The 16076-nt window shown below is 59.6% G+C and carries 15 protein-coding genes; 9 read left to right on the forward strand and 6 right to left on the reverse strand.

Features of this window, described 5'->3' with window-relative positions:
* Positions 1-100 precede the first annotated feature (100 nt).
* The 3 genes from ACRZ95_RS07735 (at position 101) to ACRZ95_RS07745 (ending at position 2761) form a co-directional block, all read left to right on the forward strand.
* Positions 101-472 (forward strand): helix-turn-helix domain-containing protein, encoded by a 372-nt coding sequence (locus tag ACRZ95_RS07735; RefSeq protein WP_170377978.1) that lies wholly within the window; start codon positions 101-103, stop codon positions 470-472.
* A gap of 45 nt (positions 473-517) precedes the next feature.
* A complete protein-coding gene (hisN, locus tag ACRZ95_RS07740) occupies positions 518-1309 on the forward strand; it encodes a histidinol-phosphatase (RefSeq protein WP_170677165.1) in 792 nt (263 codons plus the stop codon).
* 114 nt (positions 1310-1423) lie between these two features.
* Positions 1424-2761 (forward strand): 8-oxoguanine deaminase, encoded by a 1338-nt coding sequence (locus ACRZ95_RS07745; RefSeq protein ID WP_170677167.1) that lies wholly within the window; start codon positions 1424-1426, stop codon positions 2759-2761.
* A gap of 61 nt (positions 2762-2822) precedes the next feature.
* On the opposite strand, the gene guaD is transcribed toward ACRZ95_RS07745, so the two are convergent.
* Positions 2823-4112, reverse strand: coding sequence for a guanine deaminase (guaD, locus tag ACRZ95_RS07750; RefSeq protein ID WP_170677169.1), 1290 nt, complete (start codon positions 4110-4112; stop codon positions 2823-2825).
* A 143-nt stretch (positions 4113-4255) separates the two neighbouring features.
* Between guaD and mgtE the strand changes: the two genes are divergently transcribed.
* Positions 4256-5647: a magnesium transporter gene (gene mgtE / locus ACRZ95_RS07755; protein ID WP_170677171.1), complete on the forward strand. Its 1392-nt coding sequence runs from the start codon at positions 4256-4258 to the stop codon at positions 5645-5647.
* Complete coding sequence (locus ACRZ95_RS07760; RefSeq protein ID WP_170677173.1) at positions 5644-6201, forward strand: 5-formyltetrahydrofolate cyclo-ligase; 558 nt, start codon at positions 5644-5646, stop codon at positions 6199-6201. Before mgtE ends, ACRZ95_RS07760 begins: the two co-directional genes overlap by 4 nt.
* Before the next feature lie 10 nt (positions 6202-6211).
* Here ACRZ95_RS07760 and ACRZ95_RS07765 read toward each other — a convergent pair whose 3' ends face one another.
* Positions 6212-6445, reverse strand: coding sequence for a putative hemolysin (locus ACRZ95_RS07765; protein ID WP_170377990.1), 234 nt, complete (start codon positions 6443-6445; stop codon positions 6212-6214).
* An 89-nt stretch (positions 6446-6534) separates the two neighbouring features.
* Between ACRZ95_RS07765 and ACRZ95_RS07770 the strand changes: the two genes are divergently transcribed.
* From ACRZ95_RS07770 to ACRZ95_RS07780, 3 genes are all read left to right on the forward strand, one after another.
* On the forward strand, positions 6535-7347 hold the full coding sequence (locus ACRZ95_RS07770; RefSeq protein ID WP_170665604.1) for a TIGR00282 family metallophosphoesterase: 813 nt from the start codon (positions 6535-6537) through the stop codon (positions 7345-7347).
* Between the two features lie 77 nt (positions 7348-7424).
* Positions 7425-9203: an SLC13 family permease gene (locus ACRZ95_RS07775; RefSeq protein ID WP_170677175.1), complete on the forward strand. Its 1779-nt coding sequence runs from the start codon at positions 7425-7427 to the stop codon at positions 9201-9203.
* A gap of 97 nt (positions 9204-9300) precedes the next feature.
* Complete coding sequence (locus ACRZ95_RS07780) at positions 9301-10035, forward strand: YbaY family lipoprotein (RefSeq protein WP_170677177.1); 735 nt, start codon at positions 9301-9303, stop codon at positions 10033-10035.
* A gap of 4 nt (positions 10036-10039) precedes the next feature.
* Here ACRZ95_RS07780 and ACRZ95_RS07785 read toward each other — a convergent pair whose 3' ends face one another.
* The 4 genes from ACRZ95_RS07785 to ACRZ95_RS07800 form a co-directional block, all read right to left on the reverse strand.
* Positions 10040-11701 carry an FAD-binding dehydrogenase gene (locus ACRZ95_RS07785; protein WP_170677179.1) on the reverse strand — a complete coding sequence of 554 codons (1662 nt, stop codon included), beginning with the start codon at positions 11699-11701 and terminating at the stop codon, positions 10040-10042.
* An 11-nt stretch (positions 11702-11712) separates the two neighbouring features.
* Positions 11713-12570, reverse strand: a complete 858-nt coding sequence (locus ACRZ95_RS07790; protein ID WP_170677181.1) for a bile acid:sodium symporter family protein — start codon at positions 12568-12570, stop codon at positions 11713-11715.
* 73 nt (positions 12571-12643) lie between these two features.
* Positions 12644-13378 carry a glutamine amidotransferase gene (locus ACRZ95_RS07795; protein ID WP_170677183.1) on the reverse strand — a complete coding sequence of 245 codons (735 nt, stop codon included), beginning with the start codon at positions 13376-13378 and terminating at the stop codon, positions 12644-12646.
* Between the two features lie 16 nt (positions 13379-13394).
* Positions 13395-15167, reverse strand: a complete 1773-nt coding sequence (locus ACRZ95_RS07800) for an SLC13 family permease (protein ID WP_170677185.1) — start codon at positions 15165-15167, stop codon at positions 13395-13397.
* 110 nt (positions 15168-15277) lie between these two features.
* Between ACRZ95_RS07800 and ACRZ95_RS07805 the strand changes: the two genes are divergently transcribed.
* Complete coding sequence (locus ACRZ95_RS07805; protein WP_170352472.1) at positions 15278-16018, forward strand: YebC/PmpR family DNA-binding transcriptional regulator; 741 nt, start codon at positions 15278-15280, stop codon at positions 16016-16018.
* The last annotated feature ends 58 nt before the right edge of the window (positions 16019-16076 follow it).

Raw genomic sequence — 16076 nt, forward strand, 5'->3', positions numbered from 1 at the left:
TGTCTGGTTGGGGGATGCTTATGGGGACTTCTCTAACTTCTGTTTATGTGAACTGCGCGAAGTCCCGCAACAGATGTGTGTGTAGTAGAGGAGAATACCAATGACTCATCACGTCGATGTCCATGTGGGCAAGCGTGTCCGACATCGCCGCTGGCTGATTGGCATGACCCAACAGCAGTTGGCGCAGCAAGTTGGTATCAAGTTTCAGCAAATCCAGAAATACGAAACCGGGGCGAACCGAATCAGTGCCTCCCGTCTGTGGGACATTGCCGATGCGCTGGACGTACCGGTCAGCTTTTTCTTTGAAGGTCTTGAAGAAGGCCAAAAAGAGAAATCCGACAAGAGCGCGCTTCCTGCTGACCTGATGGGTGACAAGGAAGCCTTGGATCTGGTGCGCTCTTACTACGCGATTCCGGAAAACCAGCGTCGCCGTCTGTTTGAACTGGCACGTGTTCTTAGCGACGTTGCCTGATCACCACGGCTTGACACCGGCCTGTGTTCGCAGCACCTGTGCTGCATGAGCCAGACCGACCTGACCGACCTTGAAGTTGCCGAAGAAATGGCTGACGCCGCGCGCGCAGCCATTCTTCCGTATTTCAGACAGACCAATCTGGAAACCGATAACAAGCTGGCTGGCGGGTATGACCCCGTCACTGTGGCTGATCGCGCGGCGGAACAAGCCATGCGGGCGGTTCTGGCACAGCGTCGGCCAGAAGATGGCATTCTTGGTGAAGAATTCGGGCAGGTTGAGGGCACTTCGGGCCGAACCTGGGTGCTTGATCCGATCGACGGCACTCGAGGGTTCGTCAGCGGTACACCGACCTGGGGCGTGCTGATCGCTCTGTCCACTAAAGATGGTCCGATCATGGGCATTGTGGATCAGCCTTATATCGGTGAGCGTTTTGTGGGCGGATCAGACATAGCTCAACTGACTGGGCCTTTGGGCACAACTGCGTTGAAAACGCGTGGCACAAAGGTGTTGGAGCAGGCGACACTGTTCACGACCTTCCCCGAGGTTGGCACGTCAGAGGATCGTGAGGGTTTTCAAGCCGTAGCTGAGCAAGTTCAGCTGACTCGCTATGGCATGGACTGCTATGCCTATGCTCTGCTTTCTGCCGGTCAGGCAGATCTGGTGATCGAAGCCGGGTTGAACGCCTATGACATTCAGGCGCCGATTGCAGTGATTGAAGCCGCAGGCGGTATCGTCACCGATTGGCAGGGTGGCCCGGCCCACAATGGCGGAAGGGCATTGGCAGCCGCCAACGCTGAAATTCACGCCGCGGCGTTGGAAATCCTGCGTAGCTATTGAATGTCATTGCCGCAATGGTCGCGTGTTAGTAAACTGGACTGAGTCGGTTCTTGCGCCCGTTTTCCGCTGGCTGATGCACTCCTTGCTTGAAACGGGCAGAAGCAGGAGCGTGAAATGCCCGAAATACTGATCAAAAATGCCGACACCATCCTGACAATGGATGATGATCGCCATGAACTGCACGGCGCGGATATCCTGATCCGGGGCGGCCAGATCGCCGAAATCGGCCAGGGTCTGACGACAAACGGAGAGGTCCACGATGCCTCGGGCTGCGTCATCACACCCGGGCTAGTGAATACGCATCATCACCTCTACCAAACGCTGACTCGCGCGGTTCCGGGCGGGCAGGACGCTTTGCTGTTCGGCTGGCTGCAGACGCTCTACCCGATCTGGGCGCGGTTCGGACCGGACGAGATGTTCACTTCGGCGCAGATCGGGCTGGCCGAACTGGCCTTGTCGGGCTGCACTCTCAGTTCTGACCACTTGTACCTTTACCCGAACGGAGCGCGGCTTGAAGACACGATTGCCGCCGCCTCGGAATTAGGGATGCGCTTTCATCCCACGCGAGGCGCGATGAGTATCGGCGAAAGTGGCGGAGGCCTACCACCCGACAGTCTTGTCGAGCGAGAACAGGACATTCTCAACGACATGATCCGCGTGGTGGATGCCTTCCATGATCCTTCCGAGGGGTCGATGTGCCGGGTGGGTCTGGCTCCTTGTTCGCCCTTTTCCGTCAGCCGCGACCTGATGCGGGATACCGCACTGCTGGCGCGCGACAAGGGGGTGATGCTGCATACCCATCTGGCCGAGAATGATGAAGATATCGCCTATTCCGAAACCCAATTCGGCTGCCGCCCGGGCCAATATGCCGAGGAGCTGGGCTGGACCGGCGCAGATGTCTGGCATGCCCATTGCGTCAAACTGGATGGGGTCGAGATCGACCTGTTCGCAAGAACAGGAACGGGCGTGGCCCATTGCCCCTGCTCGAACTGTCGCCTCGGGTCTGGCATAGCGCCAGTAAGAACCATGAGAGATCAGGGCGTGAAGGTGGGGCTGGGCGCGGACGGGTCGGCTAGCAATGACAACGGCAACCTGATGCTCGAGGCGCGGCAAGCTATGTTGCTGCAACGCGTGGTGAATGGCGCAGACGCAATGTCTGCCCGCGAAGCGCTTGAGATCGCAACACGGGGTGGAGCCGACGTGCTAGGCCGGTCCGATTGCGGCCGACTGATGCCGGGTAAACGGGCCGATATTGCCGTCTGGGATACCCGCACAAGCCTCGAAAGCGCGGGCAGCTGGGACCCGGCGGCATTGCTTCTGGCGGGTCCAATGCAGGTCAAACATCTGTTCGTTGAAGGCCGCCAGATCGTGCGCTACGGTCAGATCACGACGATTGACCTGCCGCGCACCATCGAAACCCAAAACCGTCTGGCCCGCGCACTTGCCCAATAGCGGAATCCGCCCTTCATCTGGCTAAAAATATCCCCGCCGGAGGCATGTGCCGAAGGCGCATTCAACGGGCGACCTGCGCCCCTCCGATCCAGACATCAGCAATAGCGCGGTCGTCGCCTATCATGATGGTGGGGAACACGGCCTCCCACAGTTCATCGGCATGGGCCTCGCGCTGGGCGATGGCTGGGGTCGAGGCTAGGTCGATCACCACCAGATCGGCCTCCATCCCCGGGGCGACATTCCCAATGCAGTCATCCATTCGCAGCGTTCGAGCCGACCCGACTGTACCCAGCCAAAGCAATTGCGCCGGGTGCAAAGGGCGACCGCGCAGCTGGCCGATCTCATAAGCAGCGGCCATGGTGCGCAGCATCGAAAAGCTGGACCCGCCACCGGTATCAGTGGCCAGGCCAACGCGGTGGCCGTCCCTGATCAGCCCGTTCATGTCGAACAGGCCCGATCCAATGAAAGTGTTCGAGGTCGGGCAATGCACCAAACCAGCGTCCACCTCGCGTAGCCGATCCCGCTCACGATCCTCCAGATGAATGACGTGACCATAGAGGCCGTTCTGTCCCAGCAGGCCGAACTTCTCATAGGTGTCCAGATAGTCGCGCGCGTCCGGGAACAGGGACCGGACCCATTCGATCTCATCGGTTTGCTCGCTCAGATGGGTTTGCATCAGGCAATGCGGATGCTCTGCCCAAAGCGCGCCCAAAGCCTCAAGCTGTTCGGGCGTAGAGGTGGGCGAGAACCGTGGCGTGATCGCATAAGACAGACGATCCACGCCGTGCCATTTCTCCAACAGGGCTTGAGACTGATCATAGGCCAATTGCGCCGTATCCCGCAGCCCTTCCGGCGCGTTGCGGTCCATGCAGGTCTTGCCTGCGACAACCCGCTGACCGCGCTGTTGGGCGACCGAGAAAAAGGCATCGACGCTTTCGGGATGGATCGTGCAGAAACTGCACATGGTCGTCGTTCCATGTGCGGTGGTTAGGTCGAGGTACCGGTTGGCGATCTCGGTGGCGTAGTCGATATCGCCGAACTTCATCTCTTCGGGGAAGGTATAGGTGTTCAGCCAGTCGATCAGCCGCTTGCCCCAGCTCGCGATCATGGCGGTCTGAGGGAAATGCACATGCGGGTCGACGAACCCGGCCATGATCAGGTGAGAGCCGTAGTCCGTAACCTCGGCATCCGGATGCGCGGCACGCAAGCGATCCAGCGCACCAACGGCCTGAACGCGCCCATCCTCGATCACGACCGCTTCGTCGAGTTTGGAGCAATCCGTTGGCTCTCCCTCAAAAGGGGAGCCGTCAAAACTCAGAACGCGCCCTTTTAAAAGCGTCTTTTGCGCCATTCGCCTTGTTCCTTAGCTGTTTGAGCCCGTTCATCAGCATATGCGTGCGAAAGATGAGGGTAAATCGGCGCATTGTCATTGTTTTCCGGTAGCTGCTTCTTCTAATTAGGGGCCAATGGCATGACTAAGAACGGGAGCAGCACATGACCACAAGCATTGATGATCCCGTAACAGACTCTGCCGACGAAGACGTATACGCGCTGGACCGCCGTACCGTTGCGGCGATCCTGTTTGCCGTGGACGTGGATGATCGCGACAAGCTGGTCGCGTTGTTGGAGCCGTTGCACGCCGCCGACATCGCCGACCTTCTTGAGCAGATCAATCCCTATGACCGCGCCCGCCTGATCCGTCTCTATGACAAAGAATTCGACGGCGACATCCTGTCGGAACTGGATGAGGCTGTCCGGGAAGAGGTTATCAGCGTTCTGAATCCCGACGTTCTGGCCGAAGCCGTGCGGGACATGGAAAGCGACGATGTCGTTGACCTGCTGGAGGATCTGGAAGAGCCGCAACAGGAGACGATCTTGGACGCGCTCGAGGATTCCGAGCGGGTCGCGGCAGAACAGGCGCTCTCGTATCCTGAAAACTCGGCCGGTCGATTGATGCAGCGCGAAGTTGTCATGGCGCCCGAGCATTGGACGGTGGGGCAGGCCATTGATTTCATGCGCGCCAATGATGACCTGCCGGAACAATTCTATCATGTTGTGCTGGTTGATCCGCGCCTGAAGCCTGTCGCGCAGATCACCTTGGGCAAGCTGATGGCCGCGCGGCGCGAGGTGCCGCTGAAAGACCTGGCGGAAGAGGAATTCCACATCATCCCCGTCGATCAGGACGAAGAGGATGTGGCCTATGCTTTCAACCAGTACCACCTGATCTCGGCCCCCGTGGTCGACGCGGATGGCCGCCTAGTTGGTGTCATCACCATCGATGACGCCATGGTGGTGCTTGATGAAGAACATGAGGAAGACATTCTGCGCCTGGCGGGGGTTAGCGACGAAAGCTCGATCTCGGACAGTGTCGCAGCGACCAGCCGTCGGCGTTTGCCGTGGCTTGCCGTGAATCTGTGTACGGCGATCTGCGCCTCTCTGGTGATTTCACAATTCGAGGCTGCGATTGATCAGCTGGTGGCGCTGGCGATCCTGATGCCGATTGTCGCCTCGATGGGGGGCAATGCGGGGACACAATCGCTGACGGTTGCAGTGCGGGCATTGGCCACGCGCGACCTGACCGCCTCGAACGTCATGCGCGTGATCCGACGAGAGCTGTTGGTCGGCATGCTGAACGGCCTGTGTTTTGCAATCGTTCTGGGCACGGTTGGGATGCTTTGGTTCGATTCGCCGCTGCTTGGGGTCGTGATCGGGTCTGCTTTGGTCGTGAACATGATCATCGCGGGCTTTGCAGGTACGGTAGTACCGGTCTTGCTGGACCGAATGGGCATTGACCCAGCGCTGGCATCGGGGACGTTTGTGACAACCACAACGGATGTCATGGGCTTCTTCATCTTCTTGGGACTTGCCAGCGTGGTGCTTCTGTGACCGATCTGACTGAAATCAAGGCGATGGCACGCAAAGCTGCGTTTGCCCGTCGCAAAGCGGCGTTTGATGCCTCTTTGCCGGGCGCTGCGGGCCGTTTGTCCGAGATACTGGCAGGCCACCGAGGCGTGCCCATGTCGGGCTACATGCCAATCCGGACAGAGATCGACCCGCTGCCTGCAATGGCTGAGGCCACAGCCTACGGTCCCGTTGGTGTGCCGGTGATTCAGGCCGCGGGGCAGCCGCTGAAATTCTCGCGTTGGACGCCTGAGGGCGCTTTGAAGGATGGGCCTTTCGGGGCAAAAGTACCCGAGGTCGACGATTACTTCGACCCCGAAATCCTGATTGTTCCTCTGGTGGCTTTTGACGCCAAGGGTGGCCGTCTGGGCTATGGCGGCGGGTTCTACGACCGCACGTTGGAAGGGCTGCGCGCCAAACGCCCAACCCTGGCGATCGGCTTTGCCTTCGATGCGCAAGAGGCCGAAGGACTGCCGTTGGAGCCCACCGATCAGTCGCTGGATATGGTAATCACGGAAAGCCGGATTCTGACGTTCTAAGGCTGCCTCGTTAGATCGAGTGGTTTTCGCGGAAGTATTCCCAAGCGTCTACCTCGCGGCCGCTGGCCAATATGCAAACGCCGGTTTGCCCGTCGGCACCGTCGCGGATTTCATATTTGCCACCGCTTTCCACGCAGAACGTGGCCGCAGGGTTGGCAATCTGGGTGTTGGAATCGCTCGTTCCCGCCTGGTCACAAGCGGCTAGCGCAGTGAGGCCAAGGGCAGACAATAGGATACGCGACATCAAGTTTCTCCGATCTAAAGGGCTTTGACGGTTTATTACGGCAGCATAACCACTTGTGCTTCGCGTTGACCAGACTTACGACCAATGGGATGAGGATACTTTTTCTGGGTGACGTCATGGGCCGCGCGGGACGCACGGCCATCCAACAGCATCTGCCGCGTCTGCGCGACGAATGGCGTTTGGATTTTGTTGTGGTCAATGGCGAAAACGCCTCGAACGGGATGGGGCTGTCCGGGGATCATGCCAAACTGCTGCTTGATGCGGGCGCGGATTGCGTGACGCTGGGCGATCATGCCTTCGACCAGAAAGACATGCTGCAACACATCGAGAAAGAGTCGCGAATCTTGCGCCCGGTGAACTTTGCCAAAGGCGCGCCGGGGCGGGGTCATCGCCTGTTCAACGCACCTGGAGGGCGTAAGGTTCTGGTGGTTCAGGTTCTGGGCCAGGTTTTCATGAAGCGGCCCTTTGATGATCCGTTCTCGGCGGTCGAGCCGATCCTGAAGTCCCACCCGCGCGGCGGGCAGGCCAACGCCATCATCGTGGATATGCATTGCGAGGCGACATCCGAGAAAATGGCGATGGGCCACTATTGTGACAAGCGTGCGAGCCTTGTTGTGGGCACGCATACGCACGTTCCTACGGCGGATTCGCAGATTCTGCCCGGCGGCACCGCTTATCTGACGGATGCGGGGATGTGCGGTGACTATGACTCAGTCATCGGTATGGACAAGGTCGAGCCGATGCGCCGTTTCATCACTGGTATGCCCAAGGCGCGCTTTTCTCCGGCCAATGGTGAGGCAACCCTCAGCGGAGTGTTCGTCGAGACCAATGATCAGGATGGCAGCGCAAAATCAGTGCGCATGGTCCGCGTGGGCGGTCGGCTGGAGCAGGCCGGGCCGTAAATGCTTGCCCTGATCATCGCAATGCGGGAAACTGGGTGTAAGGCGCTTGGGCCTAGGGTTCGGACTGAAAACCACGAATGCAATTCCTCTCACTGACAGACACGGGTAGCGCGATACTGGCGCTTTTGGTGGTCGCAGGTATGTTCGTGATGTTCCTGCGCGAGGTCTACCCGACCGAGGTCGTGGCCATTGGTGGCGTCGCCTTGATGCTGGTGACGGGTATTCTGCCGTATCAAAGCGCGCTGGCTGTGCTGTCGAACCCCGCGCCTTGGACGATTGCCGCGATGTTCATCATCATGGGGGCCTTGGTGCGGACCGGAGCGCTGGATGCATTCACCTCAACGGCCCAGAAGCAGGCGCAAGTAAACCCGCGCATAGCGATAGCCTTGCTCATGGCGTTCGTGGTAGTGGCGTCCGCGGTGGTATCGAACACGCCGGTGGTCGTCGTAATGATCCCGGTTTTTGTTCAGATCGCCCGCACGCTGAACGTGCCTGCGTCGAAGCTGCTGATCCCGCTCAGCTATGCTGCTATTCTGGGCGGTACGCTGACCCTGATCGGGACCTCGACCAACCTGCTGGTGGACGGTGTGGCCCGGGCGCAGGGTTTGCAAGCGTTCACAATTTTCGAAGTCACGCCGCTGGGTATCGTGCTGGTGATCTATGGCATGGTCTATTTGCGCTTCATCGCGCCGCGCCTTTTGCCGGAGCGGGACAGCATGGCCTCAATGCTGAGCGACCGGTCCAAGATGAAATTCTTCACCGAGGCCGTCATTCCCCCAGAAAGTAACTTGATCGGGCGCGAGGTCACCGGCGTACAGCTGTTCAAGCGCCCGGGTGTGCGCCTGATCGACGTGCTGCGCGGCGACGACTCGTTGCGGCGCAACCTCAAAGGGGTGACGCTGAATGTCGGCGACCGGGTGGTTCTGCGCACGGAAATGACCGAGCTTTTGAGCCTGCAGAGCAACAAGGAGCTCAAACGGGTTGATCAACTTTCGGCTGTTGAGACCAAAACGGTCGAGGTTCTGATCACTCCGGGCTGTCGTATGGTGGGGCGGGCGCTGGGTACGATGCGTCTGCGGCGGCGTTACGGTGTGTATGTGCTGGCCGTGCATCGGCGGAACCAGAATATCGGTTTGCAGTTGGACGAACTTGTCGTGCGGGTGGGGGATACTCTGCTGCTCGAAGGGTCTCCGGCTGACATTCAGAAGCTGGCCGCCGATATGGACATGGTCGATGTCACCCAACCCTCGGCGCGGGCCTTCCGCCGAAGCCATGCGCCGATTGCGATTGGATCACTGGTCGGAATCGTCGTTCTTGCGGCGCTGGGCGTTGCGCCGATCCTGCTGCTGTCCATCCTATCCGTCGCTGCAGTCCTTCTGACGCGCTGCATCGACGCGGATGAGGCGTTTTCGTTTGTCGAGGGTCGCCTGCTGGCGCTGATCTTTGCCATGCTGGCCATCGGGGCCGCCTTGGACGCGTCGGGCGCCGTGTCCCTGATTGTCGAAGCGATTGCACCGTCGCTGAGTGTTTTGCCACCGTTCCTGATCATCTGGGCGGTGTATCTGCTGACCTCGGTTCTGACCGAGCTGGTCTCAAACAACGCGGTCGCCGTGGTTGTAACGCCGATTGCGATCGGTCTGGCGCAAGCCGTTGGGATGGACCCGCGTCCCCTTGTGGTTGCCGTCATGGTCGCGGCTTCGGCCTCTTTCGCGACGCCGATCGGGTATCAGACAAACATGATGGTCTATGGTCCCGGCGGCTATCGGTTCACGGATTTCATGAAGGTCGGCATTCCGCTGAACCTGACCGTTGGGCTGCTGGCATCACTTCTCATTCCGCTGTTCTGGCCGCTGTAGGATCGGCGCTGACCCGCCGTCATTTTGCGGTGCCTCTTGCAAATCTTGGCCGATACACAAAGCTTTATGAATATGTTTGCGACAAGAGGATTGGATCATGCCTGCAAAAGGAACCGCAATTGCCGCGATCGCCTGCGCGATGATGGCGAGCACCGGCTTTGCCGGAACAGTCGAAGGCTCGGCCAGCTATCGCGAAAGGATCGCCGTTCCGCCCGATGCGACCCTGTTTGTTGAACTTCAGGATGTCTCGCTGGCCGATGCGCCAGCCGTGACGCTGGCGGCGCAGCGCTACGCTCTGTCAGCCGTTCCGGCCTCGTTTCAGCTGAGCTATGACGACTCTCTGATCAAGGACGGGCACCGCTATTCTGTGAGGGCGACGATTACTCAGGGGCAAAAGCTACTGTTCACCACGGACACGGCCTATCCGGTAATTTCAGATGAGGCGGGCAATTCCGTCGATCTGATGCTCGTGCAAGTTCAGGCACAGGGGGCGACAATGCTGGAGAATTCGGACTGGATCGCCGCATCGCTAAACGGTGAGCCCATCGAAACGGAGAGACGGCCGGAGCTGATCTTTGGCCAAGGCGGCGCGTTCTCGGGCACTGGCGGATGCAATCGGTTCACCGGTCAGGCCGAGATATCAGGCAACCGGATCGAGTTTCCCGACAATATGGCGGCCACCCTCATGGCTTGCCCGCCACCTTTGGACGAGATCGAACGCGCCTTCCTTAAAACAATGCAGAGCGTCACCACCTTCGCCATACAGGGCAACGCGTTGGCCCTTTTGGATGAGGCGGGCGAACCCGTCATCAAACTGGTTCGCAAGCAGTGACGCGTCAGGCCACAGCGCGGGATCGCCCTGCGTTGCGGCCTGAGAAGATGCAGCCGCCAAGGAAGGTGCCTTCAAGCGCGTTGTAGCCATGATAGCCTCCACCGCCGAAACCGGCGACCTCGCCGGCAGCAAACAGGCCGGGCACCACTTGCCCGTCCTCTCCGATCATCTGACTGTCCAGATTGGTCTGCAGCCCGCCAAGCGTCTTGCGGGTCAACACGTGCAGCTTGACCGCAATCAACGGGCCGTTTGAGGGATCGAGGAACTTGTGCGGTTTGGCCGTCCGGATCAGCTTGTCACCGCGGTAGTTGCGTGCCGCCAGAATCGCCATCATCTGAGCGTCTTTCGAGAACGGATTGTCGACTTGGGAATCCCGCGCCTCAATCTGCGCCCTCAGATGGGCCTCATCAATCAGACCTCCGCCCAACTGGTTCATCCCACTGACCAACTCGGTCAGAGTGTTCGCGACGACGAAATCCTCGCCCTTTTCCTTGAATGCCTCAACAGGGGCTGTGGCTTTGCTGCCCGACAGAATGCGCTGGCGGATCACCTCCTTCCAACTGCCCGAGGTGAAATCGGGGTTCTGTTCTGACCCCGACAGAGCGAATTCCTTTTTGATGATCTTCTGGGTCAGAACGAACCAGCTATACTCGTGTCCTGTTTTCAGAATTTCGCGTAGCGTCCCCAGCGTGTCGAACCCCGGCAGGCAGGGCGGTTGCAGCCGATGACCCTTGGCATCGAACCACATCGAGCTTGGACCGGGCAAAATGCGAATACCGTGCGAGGGCCAGATCGGATCCCAGTTTCGCACGCCTTCGGTGTAGTGCCACATGCGGTCTCCATTGATCACATGTCCGCCCGCCTTTTCGCTGATCGGGATCATACGTCCGTCCACGTGAAACGGGACGCCTGCAACCATGTCTTGCGGAGGCTCGCCCAGACGGTCGCGGGGCCAGTTCTTTCGAACCATCTCAAAATTCCCGCCGATCCCGCCCGAGGTGACGATGACCGAAGGAGCGTAATATTCGAACTCGCCCAGCTCTTCGCGGTTGGTTTTGGCGCCGCGCTGGGCTGTATCCTCGGCCAGAACTTCGCCCGAGACACCTTTGGCACAGCTGTTCTGCATGATGATGTGGCTGACCTGATGGCGAAACTTCAGCTGGATCAGCCCGGCGCTGACATGTTCTTTCACGCGGCGGATGAAATGCTCCAACACGCCGGGGCCGGTGCCCCAAGTGATGTGAAACCGCGGCACCGAGTTGCCATGCCCGTCCGCGTAGGAGCCTCCACGCTCGGCCCAACCAACCACCGGAAACCAGCGCAGACCCATATCGTGCAGCCAAGGGCGCATTTCCCCTGCGGCGAATTCAACATAGGCTTCGGCCCATTTCCGGGGCCACAGATCGTCGTCGCGATCAAATTGCGCGCTGCCCATCCAATCCCGCAGGGCCAGGTCGTGGCTGTCTTTGATGCCCATCCTGCGCTGCTCGGGCGTGTCGACCATGAACAGGCCGCCGAGGCTCCAGAACGCTTGTCCGCCCAGGAAGCTCTCGGGTTCCTGATCCACAACGATCACCGTCTTGCCCCGGTCGCCCAGCTCAGCCGCAGCCGCCAGCCCGGCCAATCCGCCTCCGACAACGATGGCATCTGCCGTGTTATTGGCCATGTCAGATCCTTTCAGCGTTTGCGAAACCAAAGGAGGAAGGGGAACACAACGACATACATAGTGACGCCATAAACCGCCGAGGGCAAAGCCAGAGTGCTGAACCCGGTCTCGGTTCCCGTGATCAATGCCGCCAAGGTCAACCCGAGGGTCGAGTTCTGGATGCCGGTGTCAATCGAGATGCTTTTACACTCGGCCCAGGACAGGTTCGCCGCGCGTGAGACGCCCAAACCGATCAGAAGCAGGGCGATATTCAAAGACACCAACCCGGTGCCCATGATGCCAAGGTTCTCAATAAAGAGCTGCCAGTTTCCGGCCACGGCGGCGATGACGATCAGCAGGAACAGAGCGCCAGCCAGTTTGGACAACCCGCCCTCGATACGGTTTGCAAACCCCGTTGCAAACCTGCGGACCGTGATGCCGATGGCGACGGGCAGGGTCGTGATCAGGAACATGGCAACCGCCAGCCCAGTGATCGACACTTCGGGCGCGTCCTCGCCCATGAAATGCGCGATGGTCCAGGCGGCTAGGATCGGCACAGTCAGGATCGACAGTATACTGATCACCGCGGTAAGGCTGACCGAAAGCGCCACATCGCCCTTGGCAAATTTCGTCAGGATGTTGCTGGTTACACCACCCGGACAAAAACTGAGCAGCATGAAACCGACGGCAATCTCTGGCGGCAGGCCAAGGAGTTTTACGGTTGCAAACGCCGCGATTGGCAGCAGCACGACCTGACACAGCGCTCCGATTGCAAACGGGTATTTACGGGTGAGGACACGTCGGAAATCGGCGATCTCAAGCCCGATGCCCAAAGACAGCATGATGATGGCCAGCGAAACAGGCAGGCCGACATTGATTAGAAAATCCAAGAACAACTCCTCCCAAAGTCGTTTGAATGCAGACTAAGCGAGGGGGAAACCGTCAGGCAACCGCGTCGTTAGGTCATCTATAACGTTCTACAAACCGGCGCAGGATTTCGCCCGGCTGTGTGACGTCGGCGGCGTTGCAGATATCGATCAGGCGCTGGGCGTCCTCAGGAGGGAAATAGCCGTGGTGCTTATAGATGTTGATGCGCTGCTCAAAGTCTTTGGCGTCAGCTTCCGGATGGAACTGAGTCGCATAGACGTTCTGCCCCCAGCGGATCATCTGAAACGGGCAGGGGTCTGAGGCGACGAGATGCACGCATCCATCCGGCAGGGTCTGGACGGCCTCTTTGTGGCCCACAAACGCGTCGAACATGGGCGCAAGGCCCGCAGTCAAGGGATCAGCGGTACCGTCCGCAGTCAGATGGCATGCCGAGGGGCCGACCGGTTCGCCGAAACGGGTTTTGCTGACGTCGCCACCCAAATGCGCGGCCAGAACGCCTAACCCATAGCAGCAGCCCATAAAGGGGTGATCCTGTGCCGTGATTTGAGGCATCAGCCCCATGACCGCGTTTTCGATCTTTGTGTCCAACTCGGATTTCGTTGCTGGATCGTCGCTGACGCAACCCGGACCTCCGCCGACGATGACACCCGCGTAGTCGGTGACATTCAAGCCTTTGGGCAGGTCTTCGCAATCCAGCCGGATGCGGTGGGTTTGCTCGAGCGTCAGGCCGGTTTTGTCGAGGATCGAGGCATATTCGGCATCCGATGCATCAGCTTCGGGGCGCAATTGTAGGATCAGAAAGCGTTTCATAGTGGGGCTTTACCTGTCAAAGCGGCCAGAAGACAAGGATCGCGGGGATCGAAACAGCGATGATCAGGATCTCAAGCGGCAGACCCATGCGCCAATAGTCACCGAACCGATAGCCTCCAGGCCCCAGAACCAGCGTGTTGTTCTTGTGCCCGATCGGCGTGAGGAACGCGGCCGAGGCGGCAACGGCCACCGTCATCAGGAACGGATCGGGAGAGACCTCGAGCGTGCGGGCCATCTGGATGCCCACGGGGGCGGCGACAATGGCCGTGGCCGTGTTGTTCAGTACGTCCGACAGCGTCATCGTCACAACCATCAGAACGGTGAGGATGGCCCAGGCGGGCAGGCCATTTGTCAGCTGGATCAGGGCATTGGCGATCAATTCGGTGCCGCCTGAGGTCTCCAGCGCGCTGCCCAAAGGGATCATCGAGCCGAGCAGCACCACAACAGGCCATTCGATGTGATTATAGATGTCACTGATCGGCATGATTTTGGTCAGAACGTAGGCCACGACAACAAAACCCAGCGCGATGGGCAGGTAGATCAACCCGATGCTGGCCGCCAGAACCGCAGCGGCGAAGAGGCCGATGGCGAGCCACGCCTTTTCGTTCGCCGTCACGTTCAGCCCCCGCTGCGCCAGTGGCAGACAGCCCAGCCATTCTGTCACGTCGGCACCCCTGTCGCGGGGGCAGAGCAGAAGCAAGATGTCGCCGGCCTCGACCTCGGTCTTGCGGACCTGTTCAGTGATGCGGCGACCCTGGCGCGAGATGCCCATCAGAACCGTACTTTGCCGCCACGCCAGACCCAACCCTTGCGCGGTTCGACCGGTGATGCGCGCGCTTTCCGTGGCGACAACTTCGATCACCTCAAGCCCGTCGCCTTCTGCGGTCAGCATCTCTTGCCGACGGGTGTCCGAGAAATCCAGCTTAAGCGCCGCGCGGAACTCATCCAGCGCTTCGGGTCGCGCCTCCAGCACCAGCGCGTCGCCTTCTTTCAGCGTGGCGTGGGCGGACCGACCATAGCGCCGTTTGCCGTCTCGGATCAGGCCGATGATCGCTACGTCGGACTTTTCGGCATCCTCGTACAGCTCGCTAACACGCTTGCCGATATGAGGCGACTCGGGGGGTAGGGTGAGTTCGGCGATGTATTCGGCCAGCGCTTCGGTTGCTTCTTCCTGCGCGCCTCGGTTCGGGATCAGCCGCCAGCCGATGAGGGATACAAAAGCCAATCCGGCGATGGCCGCAATCCCGCCAACGGGCGCGAAGTCGAACATCTTGAACGGCTCGCCCAAGGTCTCGGCCCGGATCGAGGCGATGATGATGTTTGGCGGTGTCCCGATCAGGGTCGCCATGCCACCCAGGATCGTCGCAAAGCTGAGCGGCATGAGCGTCAGTCCCACCGCGCGCCCCGCTTTGCGCGCGGTTTGTATGTCTACCGGCATCAGAAGGGCCAGCGCGGCCACGTTGTTCATGAAGGCTGACAGAACTGCGCCGATCCCACCCATCAGTGCGATATGGGCGCCAAGCCCGCGCGAGGCATCCACGAGGGTGCGCGTGATCAGGAACACGGCCCCGGATCGGACAAGCCCGGCCGAGACCACCAGCACCAAGGCGACGATGATCGTTGCGGGATGTCCGAAACCAGCAAAGGCGTTGTCGACTGGCACAACACCCAGAGTCACCCCGATCATCAGGGCGGTGAAGGCCACAAGGTCATACCGGAAACGGCCCCAAAGGAGCATTCCAAAGACTGTAATGAAAAGCGCAAACAGAATGATTTGATCGGTCGTCATGCGGCCACCTTACCCTCAGATGGGCGTCCCGCAAGCCGCTCTCTTGATCCTTTGCCCTGCAAACGTCTATATGAGCGCCGAATACGCTAACATGATGACGAGGACGCACCATGGCAGGCCACTCCAAATGGGCCAATATCCAGCACCGCAAGGGACGTCAGGACGCCGCGCGGTCCAAACTGTTTTCCAAACTGTCGAAAGAGATCACCGTGGCCGCCAAGATGGGCGACCCCGATCCCGACAAGAACCCGCGCCTGCGTCTTGCGGTGAAAGAGGCCAAGTCAAACTCGGTCCCCAAGGACGTCATCGACCGCGCGATCAAGAAATCGGTTGCAGGCGAAGGCGACGAATACGAAGAAATCCGGTACGAGGGCTACGGCCCCAACGGTGTTGCCGTGATCGTTGAGACCATGACGGATAACCGCAACCGGACAGCCTCGACCGTGCGTTCGACCTTTTCCAAGAATGGTGGAAATCTGGGTGAAACCGGCTCGGTCGGGTTCATGTTCGACCGCAAGGGTGAGGTGGTCTATCAGGCGGATGCAGGTGACGCGGATACTATCTTTGAAGCCGCGATCGAGGCAGGGGCCGAGGATGTCGAAAGTTCGGAAGATGGTCACATCATCTGGTGCGCCGATACCGACCTGAACGACGTATCGAATGCGCTGGAAGAGGCGTTAGGCGAATCCGAATCCACCAAGCTGGTCTGGAAACCCACCACGACCACTGAGCTGGGTCTGGAAGACATGCAGAAGCTGATGAAGCTGGTCGATGCGCTGGAAGATGACGATGACGTTCAGCGCGTGACAACCAACTTTGAAGCGACCGATGAGGTCATGGCGCAGCTCTGATTGCACTCGACAACTGGTATCGAAAAGCCCGGCCCGTTTGGTCGGGCTTTTGTTTTTT

Source organism: Ruegeria sp. AI3 (assembly GCF_056541245.1).